At 72.2% G+C, this 26087-nt stretch carries 25 protein-coding genes and 2 riboswitches; of the genes, 18 read left to right on the forward strand and 7 right to left on the reverse strand.

The genetic code is table 11. The features are described 5' to 3' along the window. Positions 1 to 62: 62 nt before the first annotated feature. Complete coding sequence (locus V2J52_RS06075; protein ID WP_331226786.1) at positions 63 to 236, reverse strand: antitoxin; 174 nt, start codon at positions 234 to 236, stop codon at positions 63 to 65. A 123-nt stretch (positions 237 to 359) separates the two neighbouring features. Here V2J52_RS06075 and V2J52_RS06080 point away from each other — a divergent pair, with 123 nt between their 5' ends. After that, positions 360 to 1787, forward strand: a complete 1428-nt coding sequence (locus V2J52_RS06080; RefSeq protein ID WP_331226787.1) for an amidase — start codon at positions 360 to 362, stop codon at positions 1785 to 1787. Here V2J52_RS06080 and V2J52_RS06085 read toward each other — a convergent pair. Next, positions 1784 to 2662, reverse strand: coding sequence for a sigma-70 family RNA polymerase sigma factor (locus V2J52_RS06085; protein ID WP_331226788.1), 879 nt, complete (start codon positions 2660 to 2662; stop codon positions 1784 to 1786). The genes V2J52_RS06080 and V2J52_RS06085 overlap by 4 nt on opposite strands. Before the next feature lie 79 nt (positions 2663 to 2741). Here V2J52_RS06085 and V2J52_RS06090 point away from each other — a divergent pair, with 79 nt between their 5' ends. From V2J52_RS06090 to pyrE, 5 genes are all read left to right on the forward strand, one after another. Next, positions 2742 to 3128 carry a DoxX family protein gene (locus V2J52_RS06090; RefSeq protein ID WP_331226789.1) on the forward strand — a complete coding sequence of 129 codons (387 nt, stop codon included), beginning with the start codon at positions 2742 to 2744 and terminating at the stop codon, positions 3126 to 3128. Between the two features lie 122 nt (positions 3129 to 3250). After that, the gene (gene clpB, locus V2J52_RS06095) at positions 3251 to 5869 is read left to right on the forward strand and encodes an ATP-dependent chaperone ClpB (protein WP_331226790.1); all 2619 of its coding nucleotides are present in this window, start codon (positions 3251 to 3253) and stop codon (positions 5867 to 5869) included. Between the two features lie 82 nt (positions 5870 to 5951). Continuing rightward, a complete protein-coding gene (locus V2J52_RS06100; RefSeq protein WP_331226791.1) occupies positions 5952 to 6758 on the forward strand; it encodes a serine hydrolase domain-containing protein in 807 nt (268 codons plus the stop codon). 33 nt (positions 6759 to 6791) lie between these two features. Next, on the forward strand, positions 6792 to 8483 hold the full coding sequence (locus V2J52_RS06105; protein ID WP_331226792.1) for a patatin-like phospholipase family protein: 1692 nt from the start codon (positions 6792 to 6794) through the stop codon (positions 8481 to 8483). Continuing rightward, positions 8480 to 9052, forward strand: coding sequence for an orotate phosphoribosyltransferase (pyrE, locus tag V2J52_RS06110; RefSeq protein ID WP_331226793.1), 573 nt, complete (start codon positions 8480 to 8482; stop codon positions 9050 to 9052). The genes V2J52_RS06105 and pyrE overlap by 4 nt, the downstream gene beginning before the upstream one ends. A 65-nt stretch (positions 9053 to 9117) precedes the next feature. Here pyrE and V2J52_RS06115 read toward each other — a convergent pair whose 3' ends face one another. After that, positions 9118 to 9900, reverse strand: coding sequence for an exodeoxyribonuclease III (locus tag V2J52_RS06115; protein ID WP_331226794.1), 783 nt, complete (start codon positions 9898 to 9900; stop codon positions 9118 to 9120). Between the two features lie 184 nt (positions 9901 to 10084). On the opposite strand from V2J52_RS06115, the gene V2J52_RS06120 reads away from it, so the two are divergent. Genes V2J52_RS06120 through fbaA form a run of 4 tightly spaced genes read left to right on the forward strand, consistent with a single transcriptional unit; the run spans position 10085 to position 13392 of the window. Further along, positions 10085 to 10933 carry an SDR family NAD(P)-dependent oxidoreductase gene (locus tag V2J52_RS06120; RefSeq protein WP_331226795.1) on the forward strand — a complete coding sequence of 283 codons (849 nt, stop codon included), beginning with the start codon at positions 10085 to 10087 and terminating at the stop codon, positions 10931 to 10933. Continuing rightward, the gene (locus V2J52_RS06125) at positions 10930 to 11592 is read left to right on the forward strand and encodes a LemA family protein (protein ID WP_331226796.1); all 663 of its coding nucleotides are present in this window, start codon (positions 10930 to 10932) and stop codon (positions 11590 to 11592) included. Before V2J52_RS06120 ends, V2J52_RS06125 begins: the two co-directional genes overlap by 4 nt. A gap of 29 nt (positions 11593 to 11621) precedes the next feature. Beyond that, positions 11622 to 12320 (forward strand): TrmH family RNA methyltransferase, encoded by a 699-nt coding sequence (locus V2J52_RS06130; RefSeq protein ID WP_331227120.1) that lies wholly within the window; start codon positions 11622 to 11624, stop codon positions 12318 to 12320. Positions 12321 to 12369: 49 nt separating this feature from the next. Next, entirely contained in the window at positions 12370 to 13392 is a 1023-nt protein-coding gene (gene fbaA, locus V2J52_RS06135; protein ID WP_331226797.1) for a class II fructose-bisphosphate aldolase, read from the forward strand. Positions 13393 to 13462: 70 nt separating this feature from the next. Here the strand turns inward: fbaA and V2J52_RS06140 are convergent, their stop codons facing one another. Beyond that, on the reverse strand, positions 13463 to 13843 hold the full coding sequence (locus V2J52_RS06140; RefSeq protein ID WP_331226798.1) for an STAS domain-containing protein: 381 nt from the start codon (positions 13841 to 13843) through the stop codon (positions 13463 to 13465). 87 nt (positions 13844 to 13930) lie between these two features. Here V2J52_RS06140 and V2J52_RS06145 point away from each other — a divergent pair, with 87 nt between their 5' ends. Further along, positions 13931 to 16081, forward strand: coding sequence for an ATP-binding SpoIIE family protein phosphatase (locus tag V2J52_RS06145; RefSeq protein WP_434056381.1), 2151 nt, complete (start codon positions 13931 to 13933; stop codon positions 16079 to 16081). Between the two features lie 37 nt (positions 16082 to 16118). Here V2J52_RS06145 and V2J52_RS06150 read toward each other — a convergent pair whose 3' ends face one another. Then, positions 16119 to 16448 carry an STAS domain-containing protein gene (locus V2J52_RS06150; RefSeq protein ID WP_331226800.1) on the reverse strand — a complete coding sequence of 110 codons (330 nt, stop codon included), beginning with the start codon at positions 16446 to 16448 and terminating at the stop codon, positions 16119 to 16121. A gap of 174 nt (positions 16449 to 16622) precedes the next feature. Between V2J52_RS06150 and V2J52_RS06155 the strand changes: the two genes are divergently transcribed. Together V2J52_RS06155 and V2J52_RS06160 are read left to right on the forward strand one after the other, a co-directional pair. Then, on the forward strand, positions 16623 to 17909 hold the full coding sequence (locus V2J52_RS06155) for an adenylosuccinate synthase (RefSeq protein WP_331226801.1): 1287 nt from the start codon (positions 16623 to 16625) through the stop codon (positions 17907 to 17909). 68 nt (positions 17910 to 17977) lie between these two features. Further along, positions 17978 to 18292, forward strand: a complete 315-nt coding sequence (locus V2J52_RS06160; RefSeq protein ID WP_331226802.1) for a DUF2249 domain-containing protein — start codon at positions 17978 to 17980, stop codon at positions 18290 to 18292. Positions 18293 to 18354: 62 nt separating this feature from the next. Here the strand turns inward: V2J52_RS06160 and V2J52_RS06165 are convergent, their stop codons facing one another. After that, positions 18355 to 19332 carry an LppM family (lipo)protein gene (locus V2J52_RS06165; protein WP_331226803.1) on the reverse strand — a complete coding sequence of 326 codons (978 nt, stop codon included), beginning with the start codon at positions 19330 to 19332 and terminating at the stop codon, positions 18355 to 18357. Between the two features lie 136 nt (positions 19333 to 19468). On the opposite strand from V2J52_RS06165, the gene purD reads away from it, so the two are divergent. From purD to purQ, 5 genes are all read left to right on the forward strand, one after another. Further along, a complete protein-coding gene (purD, locus tag V2J52_RS06170; protein ID WP_331226804.1) occupies positions 19469 to 20752 on the forward strand; it encodes a phosphoribosylamine--glycine ligase in 1284 nt (427 codons plus the stop codon). Further along, the gene (locus V2J52_RS06175; protein WP_331226805.1) at positions 20749 to 21621 is read left to right on the forward strand and encodes a phosphoribosylaminoimidazolesuccinocarboxamide synthase; all 873 of its coding nucleotides are present in this window, start codon (positions 20749 to 20751) and stop codon (positions 21619 to 21621) included. The genes purD and V2J52_RS06175 overlap by 4 nt, the downstream gene beginning before the upstream one ends. 303 nt (positions 21622 to 21924) lie before the next feature. Next, entirely contained in the window at positions 21925 to 22905 is a 981-nt protein-coding gene (locus V2J52_RS06180; protein WP_331226806.1) for a fatty acid desaturase family protein, read from the forward strand. An 88-nt stretch (positions 22906 to 22993) separates the two neighbouring features. Further along, positions 22994 to 23257 (forward strand): phosphoribosylformylglycinamidine synthase subunit PurS, encoded by a 264-nt coding sequence (purS, locus tag V2J52_RS06185; RefSeq protein ID WP_331226807.1) that lies wholly within the window; start codon positions 22994 to 22996, stop codon positions 23255 to 23257. Beyond that, positions 23257 to 23997, forward strand: a complete 741-nt coding sequence (purQ, locus tag V2J52_RS06190; RefSeq protein ID WP_331226808.1) for a phosphoribosylformylglycinamidine synthase subunit PurQ — start codon at positions 23257 to 23259, stop codon at positions 23995 to 23997. The genes purS and purQ overlap by 1 nt, the downstream gene beginning before the upstream one ends. Positions 23998 to 24269: 272 nt before the next feature. Here purQ and ald read toward each other — a convergent pair whose 3' ends face one another. Then, on the reverse strand, positions 24270 to 25385 hold the full coding sequence (gene ald, locus V2J52_RS06195) for an alanine dehydrogenase (RefSeq protein WP_331227121.1): 1116 nt from the start codon (positions 25383 to 25385) through the stop codon (positions 24270 to 24272). A gap of 485 nt (positions 25386 to 25870) precedes the next feature. After that, a riboswitch (glycine riboswitch) is annotated at positions 25871 to 25960 on the forward strand. Then, positions 25961 to 26053: riboswitch (glycine riboswitch) on the forward strand. It abuts the riboswitch before it with no gap. Positions 26054 to 26087 lie beyond the last annotated feature (34 nt).

Genomic DNA, 26087 nt, shown 5'->3' on the forward strand with positions numbered 1-26087 from the left:
GTGCCTCGGGCGTCGTGAGACGTCCGAGGCACCCGGCCTTGCCGTACCCCGACCGGATCGGGTCACTCGTTGCCGATCTTCTTGTCGGCGGCGTCGCGCCCCTTCTCGACCTTGTCGGCGTGCTTGCCGCCGGTCTTGTCGTCCGCGAGGCCCGAGGCGCGGTCGAGCGCGTCGTCGCTGTGCTGCTCGCCCTTCTCGCCGCCGAGGGCTTCCTTGGCCTTGTCACCGATACCCATGGGTACGTCCTTCCTGTCGGTGCCGCTGGTTTCGGCACGTACGTAGGAGGGTGCGCCCGCCGGGCGAGGCGCGCAACGGGAGACGGAGCGGCCGCGGGGCGCTGGGCTGGATAGCCTCGAGAGATGACGGACATCCACGAGCTCAGTGCCCTTGACCTTGCTGCCGCGGTACGCCGCCGGGAGGTCTCCCCGACCGAGGTGCTCGACCACACCCTCGAGCGCGCCCGGCGGCTCGGTCCCGACGTCGGGGCTTTCGTCCACGTCGCCGAGGACCACGCTCGCGCCCAGGCGGACCGCGCGACCGAGCGGTTGGCCGACGGCGGTGAGCTCCCGCCGTTCCTCGGCGTGCCGGTCCCGATCAAGGACCTCGTCATGGTCGGCGGGCTGCCCTTCGAGGCCGGCAGCGCCACCCTGCGCGGGTTCGTCGCGCCGGCGGACGACGGCATCGCCACGACGCTCGCCGAGGCCGGCACCCTCATGGTCGGCAAGACGACGACCCCGGAGTTCGGGCTGCCGCCGTACACCGAGCCGGACGTCGCCGCGCCTGCCCGCAGCCCGTGGGACCCGCGTCGCAGCGCCGGCGGCTCCAGCGGAGGCGCGGCTGCCGCGGTGGCTGCGGGGATCGTCCCGGTGGCGCACGGCAACGACGGCGGTGGCTCCATCCGGATCCCGGCGAGCGCCTGCGGCCTCGTCGGGCTCAAGCCGTCGCGCGGCCGGATCTCCAAGGGGCCGTACGGCGTCGACGGCGCGGGCGGCTCCACGGACGGCGTCGTCAGTCGGACGGTGCGGGACACCGCGGCGTTCCTCGACGTGCTGTCGCGGCCGTGGCCGGGTGACCACTACCTGCTGCCCCGGCCGCGGACGACCTTCCTCGACGCCTGCGACCGGGCCCCGCAGCCGCTGCGGATCGGGATCCTCACCAAGCCGATCAACGTCGTCGACGCCCCGGTCCACGCGAGCTCGCTGGCCGCCGTCGAGCGGGCCGGCCGGCTCCTGGAGTCGCTCGGGCACCACGTGACGGTGACGACGGTGCCGTTCACCGCGGAGGAGTGGGAGGCGTTCCGCCCGACCTGGGCGGTCGGCGCGCTGTCCGCGCCGATCGAGCCGGACGTCGAGCCTCTCCTCGTGCCGCTGACCCGCTGGATGCGCGACCAGGGCCGCGGCTACTCCGCGGTCGACTACGCGAACGCCGTCGCCACCGCCCAGCGCCTCGCACGAGCCGCAGCCCAGGTGTGGGACGGGCTCGACGTCGTCCTCACCCCCACGCTGGCGACACCCTCGCCATTCATCGGTGCGATGCGCGACGACGGCGACCCGGCGGGGGACTTCGAGGCGCAGAAGGCCTTCACCCCGTGGACGAGCCCGTGGAACATGATCGGTGCGGCAGCCATCTCGGTGCCGCTGCACCGCGCGGAGGTCGACGGCGTCACGCTGCCGGTCGGCGTCCAGCTCGGCGCCACCCGGCTGGGGCAGGAGGAGATGCTCCTCGCCCTCGCCGCCCAGCTCGAGGCCGCCGACCCCTGGCCGCTGCTCCCGGCGGCCACCGCCTAGCGCTCGGGCGGGGGCGCCGGTAGGTCCATCGCTGCCAGCCGGACCGGATCCACCAGCGCCACGACGTCCACGATCCGTCCGCCAGCCACGGTGCAGGCCATCACGCTGAGCGGCTTGCCGCCCCGCCCCCAGGACAAGATGCCCGGCTCGCCGTTGACCAGCACCCGCCGCGCGACGACCGACGCGTGGCGACCACGCTGCGCCGCCGCCACGACCTCGGTGGCGCCGAGGTGCACGATGGTGCCGCGCGGCGTGTAGGAGCGCCAGGTGACCTCGGGGTCGAGCACCTCGAGGAGCCGGTCGAAGTTCCCGTCGCGGGCAGCCGCGATGAAGGCGTCGACGACGTCACGCTGCTCCTGGCGCTCGGCGGTGGTCCGGGGCGAGTCACGGACCTTCCGGCGGGCGCGGCTGGCGAGCATCTTGCTGGCGTCGGTGGACCTGCCGAGGATCTGGCCGATCTCGGCGAAGGAGACCCCGAAGACGTCGTGCAGCACGAACGCCAGGCGTTCGTCGGGGCGGAGGGTCTCCAGGACCACCAGCAGCGCCAGCGCGACCGAGTCCGCCAGGACCGCACTCTCCTCGGGTGTCTCGTCGTCGTCCTCGGTGACGACGAGCTCTGGGAACCGGGCGTCGTACGGCGCCTCCGGCCTGGCCTGGCGCGAGCGGAGCACGTCGAGACACACCCGCCCGACGACGGTGGTCAGCCAGCCGGCGAGGTTGTCGATGGCGCCGGCGTCCGACCGCGACAGGCGCAGCCAGGCCTCCTGCACCGCGTCCTCGCCGTCGGCCCGCGAGCCGAGCATCCGGTGGGCCATCGCGACGAGGCGCTCGCGCTCGCGCTCGAACGCCTCGGTGGGGACAACGTCGGGAGTCATGTGCGGTTACCTTCCGGGGCCGAGATCCGTCATGGGTATGACGTGCCCGTGAGGGCTGAGGTAACACGAAGGAGCATATATGGACACCGCACTGTGGATCGTGGCCGGCTTCCTGGCCGTCGCCTACCTGATCGGTGGCGCCGGTCAGCTGCTGCTGCCCAAGGAGAAGTACCGCGCGCTGGGCCGCAGCCAGCACTGGGTCGACGACTTCAGCGCCGGTCACATCAAGGCCATTGGAAGCATCAAGATCGTGGGCGCGGTGGGCCTCCTGCTGCCCGCTGCCGTCGGTGTCGCACCTGTGCTGGTCCCGCTGGCCGCCTCCGGGTTGATGCTGGTGATGGCCGGCGCGGCCACCACCCGGTTCCGCCGTAACGAGTGGGGCTTCATGGTCGGCGACCTCGTCTACCTGTCGCTGTTCGCCTTCGTGGCGTGGGGGCGCTTCGGCCTCGTGCCCTTCGGCTCGTGAGGCGCCCGGACGGCGCCGCAGCGATCGGGCCACGGCGCGCCGGGCGGGGTTGAGTGGAATAGGCTCAACTTTGTCCCGGTTGTACCGACCGGTAGCCCGACCAGCATCAATCGGAGGTCTTGATGGACAAGTTGACGACCAAGTCGCAGGAGGCCATCGCCGCTGCGATCCAGGCGGCCTCGGCCGCCGGCAACCCGCAGCTGGAGCCCGTGCACGTGCTCGTCAGCCTGCTCGGCCAGCAGGGCGGTGTCGCGGCGGCGCTGGTCGATGCCGTCGGCGCGGACCGGGCCGCGATCACCCGCCGGGCCGAGGCCGCGGTGGCCGCCCTGCCAGGTGCCTCCGGCTCGTCGGTCGCCCATCCCGCGACGTCGCGGTCGATGATGACAGTCATCACCCAGGCCGGCGAGGAGGCCCGTGCCCTGGGTGACGAGTACGTCTCCACCGAGCACCTGCTCATCGCCATCGCTCGCAGCGAGGGTACGTCTGGCGAGATCCTGCGTAACGCCGGCGCTGACCGGGAGGCCCTCCTCGCCGCGCTGCCGAGCGTCCGCGGCTCCGGCAAGGTCACCAGCGCCGATCCCGAGGGCACCTTCCAGGCCCTGGAGAAGTACGGCCAGGACCTCACCGCGGCCGCCCGTGACGGCAAGCTGGACCCGATCATCGGCCGTGACGCCGAGATCCGGCGGGTGGTGCAGGTGCTGTCGCGCCGCACCAAGAACAACCCGGTGCTCATCGGGGAGCCCGGCGTCGGCAAGACCGCCGTCGTCGAGGGCCTCGCCCAGCGCATCGTCGACGGCGACGTGCCCGACTCGCTGCGCGACAAGCGCCTCATCGCCCTCGACCTCGCCTCGATGGTCGCCGGCGCGAAGTACCGCGGCGAGTTCGAGGAGCGGCTCAAGGCCGTCCTCGACGAGATCAAGGACTCCGCCGGCGAGGTCGTCACCTTCATCGACGAGCTGCACACCGTCGTCGGCGCGGGTGCCGCCGAGGGCTCGATGGACGCCGGCAACATGCTCAAGCCGATGCTCGCCCGCGGCGAGCTGCGGATGGTCGGCGCCACCACGCTGGACGAGTTCCGCGAGCACATCGAGAAGGACCCTGCCCTCGAGCGCCGGTTCCAGCAGGTCTTTGTCGGCGAGCCCACCGTCGAGGACACCGTGGCGATCCTGCGCGGCATCGCGCCGAAGTACGAGGCGCACCACCAGGTGACCATCTCCGACGGCGCGCTCGTCGCCGCCGCGACCCTCTCCGACCGCTACATCAGCGGCCGCCAGCTGCCCGACAAGGCCATCGACCTCGTCGACGAGGCCGCCTCCCGGCTGCGGATGGAGCTCGACTCCTCGCCGGAGGAGATCGACGTGCTCCGCCGCGCCGTCGACCGGCTGAAGATGGAGGAGGCCTACCTCGCCGACTCCAGGCAGGACGAGGGTGACGACGCCGCCGCGGCCGACCGGCTCGAGACGCTGCGCGCCGAGATCGCCGACCGCAGCGAGGAGCTCGCCGCCCTCACCGGCCGCTGGGAGGCCGAGAAGGCCGGCCACAACCGGGTCGGTGACCTCAAGTCCCGGCTCGACGCGCTGCGCACCGAGGCCGAGCGCGCACAGCGCGAGGGGGACCTCGAGGCCGCCTCGCGCCTGATGTACGGCGAGATCCCCGCCGTCGAGCGGGATATCCGCGCGGCGGAGGCGGCGGAGCAGACCGCGCCGACAGAGCCGCCGATGATCGCCGACCGGGTCTCTGCCGACGAGGTCGCCGAGGTGGTCGCCGCGTGGACCGGCATCCCCACCGGTCGGCTGCTCGAGGGCGAGACCGACAAGCTGCTGCGGATGGAGGACGTCATCGGCCAGCGGCTGATCGGCCAGGAGCAGGCGGTGCGGTCGGTCTCCGACGCCGTCCGGCGCTCGCGGGCCGGTATCGCCGACCCCGACCGGCCCACCGGTTCCTTCCTCTTCCTCGGCCCCACCGGCGTCGGGAAGACCGAGCTGGCCAAGTCCCTCGCCGACTTCCTGTTCGACGACGAGCGCTCGATCGTGCGCATCGACATGAGCGAGTACTCCGAGAAGCACTCGGTCTCCCGGCTGGTCGGTGCGCCCCCCGGCTACGTCGGCTACGAGGAGGGCGGCCAGCTCACCGAGGCGGTGCGCCGCCGGCCGTACTCGGTCGTGCTGCTTGACGAGGTGGAGAAGGCGCACCCGGAGGTCTTCGACATCCTGCTCCAGGTGCTCGACGACGGCCGGCTCACCGACGGCCAGGGCCGCACGGTGGACTTCCGCAACGTCATCCTCGTGCTGACCTCGAACCTCGGCTCGCAGTTCCTCGTCGACCAGCTGCTGGACGACCACGCCAAGCGCGAGGCCGTGATGGCCGCGGTTCGGTCCGCGTTCAAGCCGGAGTTCCTCAACCGGCTGGACGACGTCGTCATCTTCGACGTACTCAGCCTCGAGCAGCTCGGCTCCATCGTGTCGCTGCAGATCGAGCGGCTCAGCGCCCGGCTGGCGGGGCGCCGGATCCGGCTCGAGGTCACCTCCGAGGCCGCCGACTGGCTTGCCTTCGAGGGGTACGACCCGTCCTACGGCGCGCGGCCGCTGCGCCGGCTCGTGCAGCGCGAGATCGGCGACCAGCTCGCGCGGCTCATGCTCGCCGGTGAGGTCACCGACGGGTCGAGCGTGACCGTCGGCCGCGGTGACGACGGCCTGGTGCTCACCGTCACCGGGCCCGCTGTGCCCAGCGCGGCGGGCTGACGTCCTCCGCGGCCCGGGCCGGGAGCGGCGGTCGCGGGCGGCCGGACGGCCCCGGCTCGGGAGCGGGTGGCATGCTGGAGCGGTGACAGCGCTTCGTGAGTTCCCGTTCCCCCAGTTCCCCCACGCGGTGGTCGTCACCGGACCGGACGAGGTCCGGTGGCGGCACGGTGAGGTCCAGCAGACCTTTCGGTGGGCCTCGGTGACCAAGCTGCTGAGCGCGACCGCCGCGCTCGTCGCCGTCGAGCGTCACCTCGTCGACCTCGACGCCGCCGCCGGCCCCGACGGCGCCACCGTCCGGCACCTGCTCGCCCACGCCTCGGGGGTGGCGATGGACTCCGACAAGACGCTCGGTCCCCCCGAGCGGCGCCGGATCTACAGCAACCGTGGCATCGAGCTGCTCGCCGACCACGTCGCCGACGCCACCGGCACGCCGTTCGAGGAATGGCTCGAGGACACCGTGCTGGTGCCGCTCGGCCTCAGCAGCGTGGTGCTCGACGGCTCGCCCGCGCACGGCGCCACCGGCCACGCCGAGGACCTCGCCGCGTTCGGCCGGGAGCTGCTGCGCCCCACGCTCATCTCCGCCGACCTCCACCGCGCGGCGACGACGGTCGCATTCCCCGGCCTCACCGGCGTGCTGCCCGGGTTCGGCCGGCAGGACCCCAACGACTGGGGCCTGGGCTTCGAGATCCGCGGCTCGAAGTCACCGCACTGGACCGGGTCCGGCAACAGCCCGGCGACCTTCGGTCACTTCGGTCAGTCCGGCAGCTTCCTGTGGGTCGACCCCGCCGCCGACCTCGCCGCCGCGTTCCTCGGTGCCGAGGCGTTCGGGCCGTGGGCGGCGGAGCTGTGGCCGGGCCTGGGCGACGCGATCCTCACCGAGCTCGCCTGACCGCCGCGGCCTGGCCGTCGGTAGCCTGCTGACATGCCCCTAGACACGGCTCCAGACGAACCTGTGGTCGGCCTCGTCCTCAGCGGCGGGGGTGCGCGCTCGAGCTTCCAGATAGGTGCGCTGCACTACCTCTACGGTGAGGTGGGGATCGCGCCGTCGGTCATCACCGGCACGTCCGCCGGGTCCATCATCGCGGCGGTGCTCGCCCAGTCCGCCGACCACGACGGTCAGCGCGCGCTCCTCGACCGGCTCGACACGCTCTTTCGCGAGATGCGCTCGTCCTCCGACATGTTCACCGAGCTGCCCTGGTTCACCCGGCTGCGCGAGCGCGGGCCGGTGTGGATGCAGGCGCTCGACCGTGGGCCGCGGCGGCCCCGGCGGCCCGGTCCGCTCGGCCGCTCCTTCCGGCGGGTGGCCGACCTGCGCCACGGGATCACGGCCGCGGTCGACCGGGCGGTGGACGCCGGCCGCAACGGTGAGTCCGACCGCCCGTCGACGAGCGGGCGCGCCGCGGAGCCGGGCGGGCCCGACGCCGCCGACCCGACGGACGCCGGCACCGCTCCGCTCGCCGCCGAGGCGCCGTCGGACGTCGCCCTCCCCACGGCGCCGCCTACCCGCACCGACGCGCGCACGGCTCGTACCGGCGCCCGCCCCGCCCGTACGGAGGAGGAGCGTGAGGACGCTTGGCCGGTGAAGGTGCTGGAGTCCATCGAGATCCTGCGCACGATGGGCCGGGCGAGCTCGGACATCGAGGAGATCGTCGAGGGCGCCCAGCGGGAACGGTCGATGTTCCGGCCCGGCCCGTTCGTCGACCGCCTGGTCGAGCCGGACATCTTCGACCCCGCGGCCGTGCCGGCCTCCGGCGTCACGCTGCGCATCGCCGTCGTCGCCCTCGAGAGCGGCGAGCTGCGGTACGTCACGCAGGACGGCAGCTTCGTCGATCGGGAGAACCGCCCGGTGGAGGTCGATGCCACCGTGGAGCTGGTGGAGGCGGTGCGGGCGTCGTGCGCGATCCCGATGGTGTTCCCGCCCGTGCGCCTGGGCGCCGAGAACTACGTCGACGGCGGGGTGCGGGAGTCGTTGCCGACGGAGGTCGCGATGAAGCACCTCGGGGTCCACACCTGCTACGCCGTCGTCGCAGGACCGTCGAGCGGGGTGCCGCGCGAGGAGTCTTTCGACGACAAGGACATGCTCGCGATCGTCCTGCGGACCACGACGACGATCATGACCGACGAGGTCCAGCGCGACGAGGTCATGCGGGCGCGAGAGGCCGGCGCCGTCGTCATCGAGCCGGAGTTCGACGTCCATGACACCTTGACGGTGGCGCCAGGCCTCGTCGCCATCTCGATCGACTACGGCTACCTGCGCGCCGCCGAGGTGCACCAGGGAGCGAGCGCCGAGGAGCAGGCCATCACGCGGGACATCATCGAGCTGCGGCGCGAGATCTGGCGCGCCGAGGAGCTGGCCTTCGGTCCGGAGGGGCCGGAGCACGACGAGCACGGTCCCGACCAGGTGGACGAGATCGCCGACCGCAAGCTCGAGCTGCGCGACCTGCTGCAGCGCGTCCCGATCGGCCGGACCCCCGCCGGTGCGGCGAGCTGGTGGCAGACCTGGGAAGCCCACGCCTTCGACGTCCCGGTCGACCCCGGCTGGGTGACGGCCGCCGACGACCAGGCGGACACGCCACCGCCGGCGGGACCGACCGCCGGTACTGTGGCGCCGTGACCTCCCCCAACGACTCCCTGCGCAACCGGCTCGCTGACCACGTCCGTGACCTCGCCGTCATCCACGGCGAGGTGACGCTGGCCAGTGGCCGGGTCTCCGACCACTACGTCGACATGCGCCGGGTGACTCTGCACCACGCCGCGGCCCCGCTCGTCGGCCACGTCATGCTCGACCTCCTCGAGGAGGCGGGCCTGGGCACCGGCGAGATCGACGCCGTCGGCGGCCTGACGATGGGCGCCGACCCGGTTGCCACCGCCGTGCTGCACGCCGCCGCCTCGCGGGGCCTGGCGATCGACGCCTTCGTCGTCCGCAAGGAGGCCAAGGCGCACGGCCTCCAGCGGCGCGTCGAGGGCCCGGACGTCGCCGGCCGCCGCGTCGTCGCCGTCGAGGACACCTCCACCACCGGCGGCAGCCTGCTCACCGCCATCGAGGCGCTGCGGGAGGCCGGCGCGGTGGTCCTCGGGGCCGCCGTCGTCGTCGACCGCGACACCGGGGCCCGTGAGCGACTCGAGGCGGAGGGCGTCCGTTACCTCTCGGCCCTGGGCGTGGCAGACCTCGGGCTGGGCTGAGCTGCCCGCTCGATCGCGAACGCAGGTGACCTCGCACCGGACCGGCCCCGAGCGAGCGCCGGAGCTCAGGTGAGGTCGACGACGACGGGCACGTGGTCGCTCGGGCGCGTGCCCTTGCGCTCGTCGCGGGCGATGTGCGCCGAGGTGACCCGCCCGGCCAGCGCCGGCGAGGCCAGCGTGAAGTCGATGCGCATCCCCTCGTTCCTGGGGAAGCGCAGCCGCTGGTAGTCCCAGTAGGTGTAGGCGTCCGGGACGTGCTGGCGGGTGACCTCGTGGAAGCCCGCGTCGGCGAGGGCAGCGAACGCCTGCCGCTCAGCCGGGGAGACATGGGTGGCGCCGGCGAACGCGGCGATGTCCCACACGTCGGAGTCGAGCGGGGCGATGTTCCAGTCGCCGACCAGCGCGACGGCGGCGCCTGGGTCCGCGGTGAGCCAGCCGTCGGCCGCGCTGCGCAGCGCCGCCAGCCAGTCGAGCTTGTACTGGTAGTGAGGGTGGGCCAGCTCCCGGCCGTTAGGCACGTAGAGGCTCCACACCCGGACCCCGCCGGCCGTGACCCCGAGCGCGCGTGCTTCCGTTGCGGCCGGCTCGCCCCACGTAGGCATGCCGTCGAAGCCCGGCGTGATGTCCGACAGCCCTACCCGGGACGCCACCGCGACCCCGTTCCACTGGCTCAGGCCGTGGCAGGCGACCTCGTAGCCGGCCTCGTGGAACGCCAGCAGCGGGAACTGCTCGTCCCGGCACTTGGTCTCCTGCATCGCGAGCACGTCCGTGCCCGAGCGGCGGAGAAAGTCGATGACGCGGTCCACCCGCGTGCGGATGGAGTTGACGTTCCAGGTGGCCAGGCGCATGAGCCGAGGCTATCGGCCGTGCGGCCCGGCGAGCGCCCGGCCCGGTCCGGCCCGCCCGGCGTCGCGTAGGTGTGTGGTCCTGGCCGCCCAGCAGCCACAACCACCCACGTAGCCACGCGGGGCGACCGACGGCGAGCGAGCCGCGCGGCAGTGGGGACCGGGACGCACCTCTAGGGTGAGATCCATGGCTCGACGCGGCACGGCTCTCATCACCGGGGCGACGGCGGGGCTGGGTCTCGAGCTCGCCTGGCAGCTCGCCGCCGACCACCACGACCTCGTGCTCGTCGCGCGTGACCAGACGCGGCTGGCGACCGTCGCCGCCCAGCTGCGCGCGGTCGCCGCCGTCCACGTCGAGGTCCTTGCGGCGGACCTCTCCGTGCCCGACGACGTCGCCCGGATTGCCGACCGGCTCACCGACCCGCGGCGGCCGGTCGGGCTGCTCGTCAACAACGCCGGCTTCGGCCTCGGCCAGCGCTTCGTGGGCGGCGAGCTGGCTGCCGAGGAGGACGCGCTGGCCGTCATGGTCCGCGCCGTCATGGTGCTCAGCCACGCGGCCACCGGCGCCATGGTGGCCCGCGGCCGGGGAGCGGTGCTCAATGTGTCTTCCGTCGCGGCACTCACCACGATGGGCAGCTACGCCGCGCACAAGGCCTGGGTCCGGGTCTTCACCGAGGGCCTCGCCACCGAGCTGCGCGGCACCGGGGTGACCGCGACTGCACTGTGCCCGGGCCTGGTGCGGACCGAGTTCCATGCCCGGGCACGGATGCGCTCAGAGGTGTGGCCGGACTGGGTGTGGCTCGATGCCACCGGGGTCGCGGCCGCCGCGCTGAGGGCCGTGCGCCGCGGCGACGTGCTCTGCACCCCCAGCCTCCGGTACGCCGCCGGAGCCGCCCTGCTGCGCCTCGCGCCGCGGTCGATGGTGCGCGTGATGACCGGGCGCGTTCGGTCGCTGCCGGACCCGTCGGTCACCGCGACGGGTGTGGTTGAATCGGCCAGACCGCTGGACCGCTCCCCGAGAGGCTGCCGTACGTGAACACCTGGCTCATCGCACTTGTCGTCGTTGGCCTGCTGCTCCTTCTCGTCCTCGTCTGGGCGATCGTCACCTACAACGGGCTCATCCGGCTACGGAACCTCGTCCAGGAGGCGTGGCGGCAGATCGACGTCGAGCTGCAGCGACGTCACGCACTGGTGCCCAACCTCGTCGAGACCGTCAAGGGCTACGCCACGCACGAGCGCGAGGTGTTCGAGCAGGTCACCGAGGCTCGCGCCGCCGCGGTCGGTGGCGGCTCCGGGCCGGAGTCGCGGGCGCAGAACGAGAACGCGCTGAGCTCGGCGCTGTCACGGCTGTTCGCGGTGGCGGAGAACTACCCCCAGCTGCGGGCCTCGGAGAACTTCTCCCAGCTGCAGGCCGAGCTGACCAACACCGAGGACCGGATCGCGGCGGGCCGGCGCTTCTACAACGCCAACGTGCGCGAGCTCAACACCAAGGTCGAGACCTTCCCGCCCAACGTCATCGCCGGGATCTTCTCCTTCCGCCGGGCGGAGTACTTCGAGGCCAACGACCCGGTCGTGCGCGCCGCCCCGAACGTCAGCTTCACCCGCCCCGACGCGCCCGCCGCGCTCCCAGAGACCGAGGGCGGCCCGTCCTTCGGCGGCCAGCGCGGCGGCTACGACCCGCGCCGCGACGCCTGACGGCGCCGGTGACCCAGCCGCCGGAGCCGGTGCCTGAGCTGCCAGTGCCGGAGCCGGCAGAGCCGGTGACCGAACCGGACGAGGTCGGCGTCGGACCGTGGCCCGATGGGCCCGCCCAGTGGCCGACCGATGACCGTTACGACCCGCAGCTGCTGGCGGAGGGGGACCGCCGCAACGTCGTCGACCGCTACCGGTACTGGCGGATGGCGGCGATCGTCGCGGACCTCGACTCCCGGCGTCACCCGCTCCACGTGGCGGTGGAGAACCTCGGTCACGACTTCAACATCGGCTCGGTGGTCCGCACCGCCAACGCGTTCGCGGTCGGCAGCGTGCACATCGTGGGCCGGCGCCGGTGGAACCGTCGCGGTGCGATGGTGACCGACCGCTACCAGCACCTGCTGCACCACCCCACCGTCGACGGGCTGGTCGAGTGGGCTCGGGCGCGGGACCTGCCGCTCGTCGGCATCGACAACGTCCCGGGGTCGGTGCCGATCGAGCACCGGGCGCTGCCCGCCGCCGCGGTCATGCTGTTCGGTCAGGAGTCCGGCGGGCTGTCCGAGCCGGCACGGGCCGCGTGTGACGAGATACTCCACATCAGCCAGTACGGCTCGACGCGTTCGCTCAACGTCGGCGCCGCCGCCGCGGTCGCGATGCACAGCTGGATCGTCCAGCACGCATCGCTGGTCGATGAGCGGTGGACGGCCCCGCGGGTGGCGCCTGGCTCGTGAGACAATCGGCTCCGTTCAGGACGAGTCGTCTAGCAGAGCGGAGGCCACCGTGGCCATTGCAACACCGGAGTCTTACAACGAGATGCTTGACCGGGCCAAGGCGGGCAAGTTCGCCTACCCGGCCATCAACATCTCCTCCTCACAGACGGTGACCGCCGCCATCCGCGGCTTCGCCGAGGCGGAGAGTGACGGCATCATCCAGGTCTCGGTCGGCGGCGGTGAGTACGCCTCCGGGTCCACCATCAAGGACCGCGTGACAGGCACGCTCGCGCTGGCCGGCTACGCCCACGCGGTCGCCAAGAACTACGGCGTCACCATCGCGCTGCACACCGACCACTGCGTCAAGGAGAACCTCGACTCCTGGGTCAAGCCGCTGCTCGCGTACGCGGCCGAGGAGGTCGCCGCCGGCAAGAACCCGACCTTCCAGTCCCACATGTTCGACGGCTCCACCGTGCCGCTGGACGAGAACCTCATCATCGCCGAGGAGCTGCTCGAGCTCTCGCAGAAGGCCCGCACGATCCTCGAGATCGAGGTCGGCGTCGTCGGCGGCGAGGAGGACGGCCACGAGGCCGAGATCAACGAGAAGCTCTACACCACGGTGGAGGACGGCCTCGCCACGGTCCGCGCGCTCGGAGCCGGCGAGAAGGGCCGCTACCTCACCGCGCTCACCTTCGGTAACGTCCACGGGATCTACAAGCCCGGCGCCGTGCGGCTGCGTCCGGAGCTGCTCGGGGAGATCCAGGCGGCCGTCGGCAAGGAGCTCGGCAAGGACTCGCCGTTCGACCTCGTCTTCCACGGTGGCTCCGGCTCCTCTGCCGAGGAGATCGCGACCGCGGTCGACAACGGCGTCATCAAGATGAACGTCGACACCGACACCCAGTACGCGTTCACCCGCCCCGTCGTCGAGCACATGTTCAAGAACTACGACGGCGTGCTCAAGGTCGACGGCGACATCGGTAACAAGAAGGCCTACGACCCCCGCGCCTGGGGCAAGGCTGCCGAGGCCGGCATGGCGGCTCGCGTCGTCGAGGCCTGCCAGCAGCTGCGCTCGGCCGGCACCAAGATGGCCTGACGAGCCTCGTGCTCCGCTGACGGCGGCGGGCGTCACCCTCGGGCGGCGCCCGCCGCGTGTGTCTCCAGGGTCAGGCGATGTCGCCCGCGACCCGCTCGGCCCCCGGGAAGCCGGGGTCCTCGTCGACGATGGTGATGAGGTCGCCCAGCCGGGTGATCTCCAGCAGGAACCGCACGACGTCCGGCGGTTTGATGATGGTGAGCCGGTGGGGCGAGCGGTGCGCGAGGCGTGCGAGCAGTGCCACGCCGGAGGAGTCCATGAACGTCACATGACGGGCGTCGACCTCGATGGGGTCGGTCGACCGCTCGGCCTCGGTGATGGCCTCGGTGAGCTCGGCGCTCAGCGCCACGTCGATCTCCCCGGAGAGGACCAACCGGGTGCGGCCGGGGGCCGCCATGAGGTACGCCGAACCTGGCTCGCTCTGTCCGCTGCGGGACTGGTCTTCTACCACTGCTGCTCCTTCGTGGTCTGTGGTCCAGGCGTGCACCGCGGAACGCTAGCAGGCATCCTAGGGAACGTTATGTGATCGGAGCCGCAGATGGTGAGTCCGAGACCCGGACCGGGGGATCCCCCCACCGTCGTCGACCCTGCCGTGGCTCACGTGCTCGATGCGCTGCCGGACCCGGTTGTCGTGCTCGACATCGACATCGACGCCCCGGACGAGCCGTGGGAGGTGGTGTGGGCCGGTCGTGCGCTCGTCGCCACCACCGGGTATGACGCCGCCGCTCTCCGTGAGATGCCGGCCGACGTGCTGGCGGACGCGGTGGGCACCGATCGTGCCGCGCTGGTGGCGGCGTTCCGCCGCGAGCAGGCGTTCTCGCACGTGCGCGCCGTCCGGCGTCGGGACGGCTCCACCTTCCGGGCCACCGTCTCCTACGCACCGCTCGGCCCGGGCGGCGGCGGCCGGCGGCGCTGGTTGACGACGATCCGCGACGCCAGCCACGAGCTCGCCTCCGCGGTGCTCGCCGAGGAGCGCTCCGCCGTCGAAGAGCGGGCCCGACGCGCGCTGAGCCTGGTGGCGAAAGTCTCCGACATCCTCGCTGACGCCGAGTCGGTGCGGACCCTGGCCGACATCGCCCAGCTGCTCGTGCGCCGGGCGGTCGGCTGGGCCGCGTTCTACGCCGACGGCGGGCCGCTCCAGCAGATCGTCGAGCTCGGCGGAGCGTCGGGTGGCTCCGGCGAGCGGCGGACGGCGCGCGACCCCGGGGAGGACGACCCGGTGAGCGCGCTGCTCGCCGAGACCCGGATGCGCACCGTGGTGCTCGACCGTGAGGCCGTGCTCAGCGGCACACGGACCGAGGAGCTGCTCGGTGCCGTCGCGCTCGACGCGTCGTTCCCCGGCGACTGGGAGGAGCTGTGGCTGGTGCCGGTGCTCGGCCGGGAGTCGGTGCTCGGCCTGCTCGCCGTCGTGCCGGTCGACCGCTCGGCCCGCGGGGCGTCGCAGGCAGGCGCGGACGCGACCCCGGCGCTGACCGCGCCCGAGCTGCGGGTGCTGCTCGAGCTGGTGGCTCGCCGGGTCGGCATGGCGATGGACAACATCCAGCTCTACGAGCGCGAGCACCGGCTCGCCGAGACGCTCCAGCACGCCATGCTGCCCGAGCAGGGCGCGGTCGAGGGCCTCGACGTGTGGAGCTACTACGCGCCCAACTCCGAGCACGCCCAGGTGGGCGGCGACTGGTACGACGTGCTCAACGTCGGGGACGGCCAGGTGGCCGTGGTGGTCGGCGACGTCGTCGGGCACGACGTCGAGGCTGCGGCGTCCATGGGCCAGCTCCGGTCGGTGGTCCGCGCCTACGCCGCGGAGTTCATCGACCCGGGCACCGTGCTCGGCCGGGTCGACCGGCTGGTTGCCGGGATGCGGATCGCCCGACCCGCGTCCTTCGTCTACGCGGTGCTCAGCCCGGGGGACGACGGCGGCTGGGAGGTGGCCTACACCAGGGCCGGCCACCTGCCGCCGATGCTGGTGCGCGCGGGACAGGTGCGCCAGCTCGACGGTGCCGGCGGCATGCTCGTCGGCTTCGGGGAACGCCCCCGGCACACCGCGCGGACCGTCGTCGAGCCGGGGGACGTGCTGCTGTTCTACACCGACGGGCTCGTCGAGCGCCGCGACCGCACCATGCGCGACGGCGTCCAGCGGCTGGCGGAGGTGGCGGCCGACATCGTCGCCCCGGACGCCGCCGGCGTGGGGGAGGAGGTGCTGCTCCGGCTGGCAGACGCGCCCGAGGACGACATCGCCGTCGTCGTCGTCCGGATCCCCGACGTCCTGGGCGACCTGGCGCGAGCGTGGACCGGTCCGCGGCAGCGCCGCTGGCAGATGCCGGCGGACCCGCAGACCATCGGCCGGGCGCGCAAGCTCGTGCTCCGCACCTGCGCGGCGTGGGGCCTCGAGGACACCGCGGCCGTGGAGCTAGTGGTCTCCGAGCTGGTCTCCAACGCCGTCATGCACGGCTGGGGCCGGGTGGACCTGCGCCTGCAGGACACCGGTGACGGCCTGCGGATCGAGGTCGAGGACGCCAACCCGGCGCCGCCGGTGCAGCGGGACGGCCGGGTCGGTCGGGTCGGCGGGTTCGGCCTGCACATCATCGCGCGGCTGGCCGACTGGGGCTGGCGCCCCACCGCCACCGGCAAGGTGGTGTGGGCGCGGGTCGGCGCGCACAAGCCCTGGGAGAGCCGGGCCGCGGAGGCCTAGCCAGGCCGGCGGCGCCGGGCCGCCGGTCGTCCGCCGGTCAGGACGCGGCTGGCTCGCAGCGGTGGTCGGCGTCGATCCGGAACGAGTCGAGCGCGCCGCAGATCTCGAGGACGAACAGGTCGCGGTCGTGGCAGCCGCGCAGCACGGCGGCCCCGCCTCGCCGGTTCGCGGCATCGGCGAGCGAGATGAGGAACGCCGCGCCGGTGGAGTCCATGAACGTGACGCCGCACATGTCGATCACGAGCAGCTGCCGGCGCAGCCCGCTGACCCTGGAGGTGACCTCCGGGAACTGGGCACGCTCGGCGAGGTCGAGATCGCCGGTGACCGTCACGGTGGTCGTCGCCGACGACGCCGCGATCTCGATCATCCCTGCTTCCTCCGCCCGTCGGCCGCCTGGCGCGGCTCTCGTCCCCCGACCCTAGGGCGGCTGCCGCGGCGGCGCACGCGCAGACCGTGGGACGGGACGCCGGGGCGATGACCTGGTCGCTCGGATACTCTTGCGCGGGGGCCGACCGGCCCAGGATCAGCGAAGGGATCGAAGATGCCAGCGGTCGTCGTCGTCGGCGCTCAGTGGGGCGATGAGGGCAAGGGCAAGGCCACCGACCAGCTCAGCTCCCAGGTCGACTACGTGGTGAAGTTCAACGGCGGGAACAACGCCGGGCACACCGTGGTCGTGGGGGACGAGAAGTACGCGCTCCACCTGCTGCCGTCGGGGATCCTGTCCCCTGGGTGCACGCCGGTGATCGGCAACGGCGTGGTCGTCGACCTCGAGGTGCTCTTCGAGGAGATCGACGGGCTCGAGGCGCGCGGGGTCGACACCTCCAAGCTGCTCGTCTCCGCCGGTGCCCACGTCATTGCCCCGTACAACCGCACGCTCGACAAGGTCGGCGAGCGGTTCCTCGGCAAGCGCAAGATCGGCACCACCGGCCGTGGGATCGGCCCGACGTACGCGGACAAGATGTCGCGCGTCGGGATCCGGGTCCAGGACCTGTTCGACGAGGCCATCCTGCGGCAGAAGGTCGAGGGTGCCCTCGTCCAGAAGAACCAGCTGCTCGTGAAGATCTACAACCGCCGTGCGGTCGGGGTCGACGAGACCGTCGAGGAGCTGCTGCGCTTCACCGAGCGGCTCCGCCCGATGGTGGCCGACACCTCGCTGGTCCTCAACCAGGCGCTGGACGCCGGTCGCACCGTCGTCTTCGAGGCCGGTCAGGCGACCATGCTCGACGTCGACCACGGCACCTACCCGTTCGTCACCTCGTCCTCGGCGATCGCCGGTGGCGCCTCGACCGGCTCCGGCATCGGGCCGACCCGGATCGACCGGGTGGTCGGCGTCGTCAAGGCCTACACCACCCGCGTCGGCGAGGGACCGTTCCCGACCGAGCTGCACGACGACGACGGCGAGCGGCTGCGCTCGGTCGGCGGGGAGTACGGCACCACCACCGGGCGGCCGCGCCGCTGCGGGTGGTACGACGCCGTCGTGGCCAGGTACGCCAGCCGGGTCAACGGGCTCACCGACTTCGTGCTGACCAAGCTCGACGTCCTCAGCGGGCTGCCGACCATCCCGGTCTGCGTCGCCTACGACGTCGACGGCCGGCGGATGGCGGAGATGCCGCTCGACCAGAGCGACTTCCACCACGCCGTGCCGGTCTACGAGGAGCTCGAGGGCTGGTCGGAGGACATCAGCGAGTGCCGTGAGTTCAGTGAGCTGCCGCCCGCTGCGCAGCGCTACGTGGAGCGGGTCGAGGAGCTCTCCGGCACCCGGATCTCCTCGATCGGCGTGGGTCCGGACCGCGCCGCGACCATCGTTCGCCACTCGCTGCTCGACTAAGCCCGACCGTATAAACACGGATAGTTCCTTGGTTATGCTGGGCTGACACCCGGACGAGAGGAACGACCATGGCCATCAACGACGTCGAGATCCAGCGCGGTCCCGAGCCCGCGAGCGCCGGCGGCTGCGCCTGTGGCGAGCACGACCACGGGGTGCCCGAGCTCGACGTGCGGCAGATCCCGCACGCGATCCGCCACGCGACGGTGTTCGGTGCCCTCGGCGCGATCGCCCCGGGCTTCTCGCTCGACCTCGTGGCACCGCACAACCCGCTGCCGCTGCTCGCGCAGATCGAGGAGCGCGAGGGGGGCACCATCGAGGTCGCCTACCGCCAGGAGGGGCCCACCGACTGGACGGTGCGGCTGACGCGGCGCCGCCCGTCCTGACGACGGCAGAGAAAAGGGGCCCCGGTCCGTGCATCGCACGGACCGGGGCCCCTCGTCGTGAGTTAGCGGTTGTCCACCGGCGGCTCGTCGCCCGGAACCTGCGGCGGGACCTCGGGGGAGGCCGGCGGCGTGAACGGCGCGTCGGTCGCAGCGGTCGAGGGGCCGGTCTGCGGCTGGCCGGAGTAGCCCGCACCGGCGTCGGTCGGGACCGCGCCGTGACCGGAGGCGCCGGGCTGGCCGAAGCCGCCGGGCTGGCCGAAGCCGCCGGGCTGGCCGAAGCCGCCAGGCTGGCCGAAGCTGTCCGGGGCGGCGGGGGCGCCGTAGGGCGCGGTCTGCGTGCCCGCCGATCCCTGCTGCTTCTTCTTCACGACGAAGAAGATGATGGCAGCGAGCGCCAGCAGCGCCACGACGCCGAGCACGATCCACAGCACCATCGAGGTACCACCGCCGCCGCCGAGCAGGGAGCCGCTAGCCGCACCGGTGGCGGTGCCGCCGGCGCTGAACGCCTCCATGCCGCGCCAGGTGGCGGTGTTGCCGTCGATCTCGGCGTTGTCGTCGGCCTCGATGACCTCGCCCGGGAACGTGACCGAGATGGAGATCTCCGGCTCCATGCCGGCGGGCATGTCGCCCATGTCGTCCATGCTCGCGGCGTCGTCACCGGTGAAGGTGAACACGAAGTTGTCGCCGTCGCGGGTGACGCCGAGCGAGTCGTCGCTGAAGGTGTCCAGCGGGGCACCCGTCGCGGTGATGCGGCAGCCGACGTTGCCGTCGGTCTCGGTGTCCTCGACGGCGAAGTCGATGTCCTCGGCGTCGGGACCGCTGACGATCTCCGACTCGAGGGAGGAGCAGTCCATGTCCTCGCGGGTCAGCATCCCGGTGAGGTCACCGACCTCCATCGACACGTCGGCCGTCTCGTTCTCGTTGATCGTGATGCCCATGTCGAGGCGGAAGCAACCGCCGAGCACGAGCAGCAGCGGCAGCAGCAGGGCTGCTGCCAACCGCCGGCGCGGACGCGAGGTGGTGGTCTGGTGTGTATTCATGACACGAACCCTACCGGCCGCCCCCTGCTGCGGGAGCGGCTGACCGGCATCGGCGATGGGGAGTTCTCCCCGGAATCGCCGGCCGCCGGTGATCATCTGCGGTGAGCGACCCCGCCGCCGGGTAGGGTCGTAAGTCGTGAAGATCCTTGTTGTCGGCTCTGGCGCGCGTGAGCACGCGCTGGCCCGAGCGCTGACCATCGTCCCTGCCGAGAACGACGTCGTCGTTGCCCCCGGGAACCCCGGCACGGCCTCGATCGCTCGAAACGCCGCCGTCGACCCGTTGGACCCCGCGGCGGTGGCGGCACTCGCCCTCGCCGAGGGCGCGGACCTCGTGGTCGTCGGTCCGGAGGCGCCGCTCGTCGCGGGCGTCGCCGACACCGTGCGCGCGGCCGGCATCCCGTGCTTCGGTCCCGATGCCGCCGCGGCCCACCTCGAGGGCTCCAAGGCGTTCGCCAAGGAGGTGATGGCAGCGGCCGACGTCCCCACCGCGCGGGCCTATGTGTGCACGACGATCGACGAGGTCGCCGAGGCGCTGGACGCCTTCGGTGCGCCGTACGTCGTCAAGGACGACGGGCTCGCCGCCGGCAAGGGGGTCGTCGTCACCGACGATCTGGGCGCCGCCCTCGAGCATGCCCGCGGGTGCCTCGATCGAGAGCTGACGCCGGGGCAGCCCGCGCCGACCATCGTCGTCGAGGAGTTCCTCGACGGTCCGGAGGTCTCACTGTTCTGCCTGTGCGACGGCACCGACGCCGTCCCGCTCGCCCCTGCGCAGGACTTCAAACGGCTCGGTGACGGCGACGCCGGCCCCAACACCGGCGGCATGGGCGCCTACAGCCCGCTGCCGTGGGCGCCGCCCGAGCTCGTCGAGGAGGTCATGGAGCGGGTCGCGCGGCCGGTCGTGCGCGAGATGGCGCGCCGGGGCACGCCGTTCGTCGGCGTCCTCTACTGCGGGCTAGCGCTGACCAGCCGGGGTGTGCGGGTCATCGAGTTCAACGCCCGGTTCGGTGACCCCGAGACCCAGGTGGTGCTGCCGCGCCTCGCGACGCCGCTCGACCAGCTGCTGCTCGCCGCGGCCACCGGCACCCTGGCGACCGCCCCCGAGCCGCGCTGGCACGACAACGCCGCGGTCACCGTCGTCGTCGCCGCCCACGGCTACCCGGAAGAGGTGCGCCGGGGCGACCGGATCGACGGGATCGGCGCAGCCGAGGAGCTGCCCGGCGTCCACGTGCTGCACGCGGGCACCGCGGCAGCGTCCGAGGGAGACCTCAGCTGCGACGGCGGCCGGGTGCTGTCGGTCGTCGGGGTGGGTGACGACCTCACCGCGGCCCGGCTGGCCGCCTACGACGGGGTCAAGCGGATCACGATCGCCGGCTCGCAGCACCGCAGCGACATCGCCGCCGCGGTCGCGGTGCAGCCGTGACCGCCGTCGAGCTGCCCGGCTGGCAGCACGTCTACTCCGGCAAGGTCCGCGACCTCTACGCACCGGTCGAGCCGCACCCGGAGGGTGACGTCGTCCTCGTCGTCGCGTCGGACCGGATCAGCGCCTACGACCACGTGCTGCCGACGCCGATCCCCGGCAAGGGGGAGGTCCTCACCGGGCTGAGCCGGTGGTGGTTCGGGCAGCTCGAGGACATCGTGCCCAACCACGTCCTGTCCTACGACGTCCCGGCCGCGGTGACGGGGCGTGCGATGGTCTGCCGGCGGCTGGAGATGTTCCCGGTCGAGTGCGTCGCCCGGGGTTACCTCACCGGCTCCGGCCTGGTGGAGTACCGCGCGGGCCAGGCGGTGTGCGGCGTGCCGTTGCCCGCGGACCTGACCGAGGCCTCCCGGCTGCCCGAGGCGATCTTCACCCCCGCCCGCAAGGCGGCGGTCGGCGAGCACGACGAGAACATCAGCTTCGACGTGATGGCCGAGCAGATCGGCACCGACCGTGCCGCGGAGCTGCGTGACCTCACGCTGCGCGTCTACGCGCGAGCAGCGGAGCTGGCGGCCCGCAGCGGGATCATCGTGGCGGACACCAAGCTCGAGTTCGGGCTGGCACCGGACGGCACCGTGGTCCTCGGCGACGAGGTCCTCACCCCGGACTCCTCGCGGTTCTGGCCGGCCGACGGCTGGCGCCCCGGCGTCGCCCAGCCGAGCTTTGACAAGCAGTACGTGCGCGACTGGCTCACCTCACCGGCCTCCGGCTGGGACCGTCGGTCCGACGCCCCGCCACCGGCGCTGCCGGACGACGTCGTCGACCGCACCGCGGGACGCTACCGCGAAGCCCTCACCCGGCTGACCGCCTAGCCCCGGCACGGTTCGTCCGGCGGCGACGGGAGGGGCGTGCCGGCGGGGATGTGCAGGTGTGGTGGCGGTCGGGGGTGAATCCGGTCCCAGGTGCCCGATCGACTGTCATTCGTGCCACACTTGGAGGCAGTGCCCGAACCAACGGGTGCGGCTGTGACACATCGTCGCGAGCCCCGCCGATGAAGGCATGATCACGTGAGTTCCACCTTTTCTGACAAGGCCCAGACCGCTAGCCCGTCCCCGCGGGTGCGGCAGGTCAGTTCGTTCACCGCTCTCACCAAGGCGGTTCAGGAGGCTGGCCTCTTGCGCCGGGCCTACGGCTACTACTGGGCCAAGCTCATCGCGATCACCGTGCTGGGCCTGGGACTTGCCGTGGCGTTCGTCTTCATCGGCAACACCTGGTGGCAGATGATCACCGCCGTCGTCCTCGCGGTGCTGATGGTCCAGGCGGCGTTCCTCGGCCACGATGCCGCGCACCGGCAGATCTTCGTGTCCGGCAAGTGGAACGAGTGGATCTCGATCATCGTGATCAACCTGTTCGTCGGCATGGGCCACGGCTGGTGGCAGCGCAAGCACAACAAGCACCACGCCAAGCCGAACCAGATCGACGGCGACCCGGACATCGCGCCCGGCGTGCTGGCGTTCAGCGCCCACGCCGCGGAGGTGCGCAAGACGCCGCTCACCCGGTGGCTCGCCACCAAGCAGGGCTACTTCTTCTACCCGCTGCTGTTCCTCGAGGGCCTGAACCTGCACGTCCAGGGCATCAAGCGCCTGGTGAGTCGCGAGAAGATCAAGCGGCGCTGGGTCGAGCTGAGCTTCATCCTGTTCCGGCTGATCTCCTACGTCGTGCTGGTGTTCCTCGTCCTCAGCCCGGGCAAGGCCGCTGCCTTCATCGGCATCCAGGTCGGGGTGTTCGGCTTCTACCTGGCGCTGTCGTTCGCGCCGAACCACATCGCGATGCCGATCGTCCCGCCGGACGTCAAGATCGACTTCCTGCGCCGGCAGGTCCTCATGAGCCGCAACGTCAGCGGTGGCCGTGCCATGGACACCTTCATGGGCGGGCTCAACCTTCAGGTGGAGCACCACCTGTTCCCGTCGATGGCCCGCCCGAACCTGCGCAAGGTCGCCCCGATGGTGCGCAAGCACTGCGAGGAGCTCGGCGTGCGCTACACCGAGACCACCCTCATGCAGTCGTTGCGGACGGTCTTCCACTACCTCAACCGGGTGGGGCGCGGCGGCCTCGACGTCTGGAGCTGCCCGCTGACGGCGCAGTACCGGGTCTGACCGGCCGCACGAAGCCACGGATACGTCTACCGTCGCGCGCGACGGTAGACTCGGGGACGCTGTCATCCGCCGATCAGGAGTTCACCCCATGGGACGCATCGTCGTCGAGGTCATGCCCAAGCCCGAGATTCTCGACCCGCAGGGCAAGGCCGTCGCCGGCGCACTGCCCCGGCTCGGGCTCGACGGCATCATCGGGGTCCGTCAGGGCAAGCGCTTCGAGCTCGAGGTCGAGGGTGACGTCGACGCCGACGCCCTCGACAAGGCGCGCCGCGCCGCCGAGACCCTGCTGTCGAACCCGGTGATCGAGGATGTCGTGCGCGTGGCGGCGATCGACGACGCCGAGGAGGCCTGATGCACCGCCTCGAGGTGGAGCTGCCGCAGCCCGACGTCGCCGGCGCCCGCATCGGCGTCGTCACCTTCCCCGGCTCGCTCGACGAGCGTGACGCCGAGCGGGCGATCCGAATCGCCGGCGGCGAGCCGGTCCGTCTCTGGCACGCCGACGTGAGCCTGCGCGACGTCGACGCCGTCGTCCTGCCCGGCGGCTTCTCCTACGGCGACTACCTGCGCTGCGGCGCCATCGCCCGCTTCGCGCCGGTGATGTCCGAGGTGGTCGACGCCGCCAACGGCGGGATGCCGGTGCTCGGCATCTGCAACGGCTTCCAGATCCTCTGCGAGGCGCACCTGCTCCCCGGCGCGCTCATCCGCAACGACCACCAGCGTTTCCTGTGCCGCGACCAGCAGCTGCGGGTGACGAGCACCGACACGGCCTGGACCGCCAACTACCGCGGCGACCAGGTGATCACCGTCCCGCTGAAGAACGGCGAGGGCGGCTACGTCGCTGACGAGCGCACCCTCGACGAGCTCGAGGACACCGGCCGGGTGGTCTTCCGTTACGAGGGCTTCAACCCCAACGGTTCTGCCCGTGACATCGCTGGCATCAGCAACGCGGCGGGCAACGTCGTCGGGCTGATGCCCCACCCCGAGCACGCCGTGGAGCGTGGCTTCGGCCCGGACGGCCCGGCCTCGGTCGGGACCGGTACCGACGGCCTGGCGATCTTTACCTCGGTGCTCGGCGTCCTCGTCAACGCCTGACCGCTGGCCCCAGCCCCTCCCTCCTTCACTGAGAGCGGGATTGTCCACGCGGTGGGTGCGGCCAGGCCGCTGCCCCCGTAGCGTCCACTCTCGCCGAGAGCGGGATTGTCAACGCGGTGGGTGCGGCCAGGCCGCTGCCCCCGTAGCGCCCACTCTCGCCGAGAGCGGGATTGTCCACGCGGTGGGTGCGGCCAGCTGTCGGCGACAAGTCTGCTGTCGCGGACAATCCAGCTGTCGGCGACAAGTCTGCTGTCGGTGACAGGTTGCTGGTGTTAGGCCAGGACGTCGGCGAGGGCGACGGCGTCCATGCCGTGGGCGTGGGCGACCGGGGCGGAGACCAGTGCGCCGTCGTGGGTGGCCAGACCCTTGGCGAGCGCCGGGTCCGCGCGCATCGCCTCGCGCCAGCCTCGGTCGGCGAGGTCGAGGGCATACGGGATGGTCGCGTTCGTCAGGGCGTGAGTCGACGTGTGGGACACCGCACCGGGCATGTTCGCCACGCAGTAGAACATCGTGCCGTGCACCCGGTAGGTGGGGTCGCTGTGGGTGGTGGGCCGGGAGTCCTCGAAGCAACCACCCTGGTCGATCGAGATGTCGACGACGACGGCGCCCTCCTTCATCCGCGACACCTGCTCGTTGGACACCAGCCGCGGCGTCCGCGCGCCTGGCAGGAGCACCGCGCCGATGACGAGGTCGGCGTCCATGACCGCCCGCTCGATCTCGAAGGCGTTGGACACCACGGTCTGGCAGCGGCCCCGGTAGAGGGAGTCCGCGTGCCGCAGCCGCGAGACGTCCTTGTCCATGAGGATGACGTCGGCCTGCATGCCGACCGCCATCGCGGCCGCGTTCATGCCGGCGGCGCCGGCACCGATGACGACGACGCGCGCGGAGTACACGCCCGAGACGCCGCCGAGCAGCACGCCGCGCCCACCCTGGGCGCTCATCAGCGAGTGGGCGCCGACCTGTGGTGCGAGCCGGCCGGCGATCTCGCTCATCGGCGCCAGCAGCGGCAGGCTGCGGTCGGGCAGCTCGACGGTCTCGTAGGCGATCGCGGTGACGCCGCGGCGCAGGAACTCGGCGGTGAGCTGCGGCTTGGCGGCGAGGTGGTGGTAGGCGAACAGCAGCTGGCCGGCACGCAGGTGGTCGTACTCGGCGGGCACCGGCTCCTTCACCTTGAGGACGAGCTCGCCGCGCTCCCAGACCGCTGCGGCGTCGTCGAGGACGGTGGCGCCGGCAGCGGTGAAGTCGTCGTCACTGATCGACGCACCGACCCCGGCCCCGGACTCGACGACCACCTCGTGGCCGTGCTGGACGAACTCGTGGACTCCCGACGGGGTGATCGCCACCCGTCCCTCGGAGTCCTTCACCTCACGTGGCACACCAATTCGCATGGCGGTCATCCTCGCACCACGGGCCCGGCAGTGAAGCATCGGCGCCGGCGGGGCGACGAGGTCGCGGTCGGCGAGGGCCGATATCGACGCGAGTGACGCTTCCCACGCCATCCGCCGAGGTTGTCCACAGCGGCCATCCACAGGGTTGTGCACATACACACAGGTTGGCCATTCAGCCTGTGGACAGCTGCGGGACAGTCGGTGGACAACCGCCGGTCACCTTGTGGTCACCTGCGGTCGTCCGGGAGCCGCCTCCGACGACGATCGCGGCGAGCATGCCGGCCGTCGGGTAGCCGGCATCATGGAGGGCAATGAGCGCGAGGCTGGCGAACACTGCGATCCGGCCGACCCTCGAGACCGGCACCGCGGCCGTCGTCGTCGCGGCCCTCGCCTGGCTGGCACCGGGCGGGCCGCGGTGACCGGAATCATCGTCACCAGTTGCGCAGATGCGCCATAATGGATCCGTCGACAACTGAACACGCCATCGACTCGCAGCGGGAGAGTCCCGCGTCAGCGGGCGCCGAAGGAGCAACCTCCCCGGGAATCTCTCAGGCCCCCTAGACCGCTGCGGCGAGGCACCTCTGGAAAGCAGCCCTCACGGGCTCACCGACGGTGTAAGCGGGTACGTCCCGCGAAAGCTCTCAGGTACGAATGACAGAGCGGGGAGGTTCCTGCTCATTCGGCGCGCCTCCGCGCGCCCTG

The organism is Georgenia sunbinii (assembly GCF_036421875.1).
Taxonomy (GTDB): Bacteria; Actinomycetota; Actinomycetes; order Actinomycetales; family Actinomycetaceae; genus Georgenia_B; species Georgenia_B sunbinii.

Coding starts and splice junctions, on each gene's coding strand:
- V2J52_RS06085 (WP_331226788.1), bottom strand. CDS start 2,662: ATGACTCCCGACGTTGTCCCCACCGAGGCGTTCGAGCGCGAGCGCGAG.
- V2J52_RS06080 (WP_331226787.1), top strand. CDS start 360: ATGACGGACATCCACGAGCTCAGTGCCCTTGACCTTGCTGCCGCGGTA.
- V2J52_RS06160 (WP_331226802.1), top strand. CDS start 17,978: ATGGCCATCAACGACGTCGAGATCCAGCGCGGTCCCGAGCCCGCGAGC.
- V2J52_RS06145 (WP_434056381.1), top strand. CDS start 13,931: ATGGTGAGTCCGAGACCCGGACCGGGGGATCCCCCCACCGTCGTCGAC.
- V2J52_RS06120 (WP_331226795.1), top strand. CDS start 10,085: ATGGCTCGACGCGGCACGGCTCTCATCACCGGGGCGACGGCGGGGCTG.
- V2J52_RS06150 (WP_331226800.1), bottom strand. CDS start 16,448: ATGATCGAGATCGCGGCGTCGTCGGCGACGACCACCGTGACGGTCACC.
- purQ (WP_331226808.1), top strand. CDS start 23,257: ATGCACCGCCTCGAGGTGGAGCTGCCGCAGCCCGACGTCGCCGGCGCC.
- ald (WP_331227121.1), bottom strand. CDS start 25,385: ATGCGAATTGGTGTGCCACGTGAGGTGAAGGACTCCGAGGGACGGGTG.
- V2J52_RS06105 (WP_331226792.1), top strand. CDS start 6,792: ATGCCCCTAGACACGGCTCCAGACGAACCTGTGGTCGGCCTCGTCCTC.
- clpB (WP_331226790.1), top strand. CDS start 3,251: ATGGACAAGTTGACGACCAAGTCGCAGGAGGCCATCGCCGCTGCGATC.
- V2J52_RS06115 (WP_331226794.1), bottom strand. CDS start 9,900: ATGCGCCTGGCCACCTGGAACGTCAACTCCATCCGCACGCGGGTGGAC.
- V2J52_RS06155 (WP_331226801.1), top strand. CDS start 16,623: ATGCCAGCGGTCGTCGTCGTCGGCGCTCAGTGGGGCGATGAGGGCAAG.
- V2J52_RS06165 (WP_331226803.1), bottom strand. CDS start 19,332: ATGAATACACACCAGACCACCACCTCGCGTCCGCGCCGGCGGTTGGCA.
- V2J52_RS06090 (WP_331226789.1), top strand. CDS start 2,742: ATGGACACCGCACTGTGGATCGTGGCCGGCTTCCTGGCCGTCGCCTAC.
- V2J52_RS06075 (WP_331226786.1), bottom strand. CDS start 236: ATGGGTATCGGTGACAAGGCCAAGGAAGCCCTCGGCGGCGAGAAGGGC.
- purS (WP_331226807.1), top strand. CDS start 22,994: ATGGGACGCATCGTCGTCGAGGTCATGCCCAAGCCCGAGATTCTCGAC.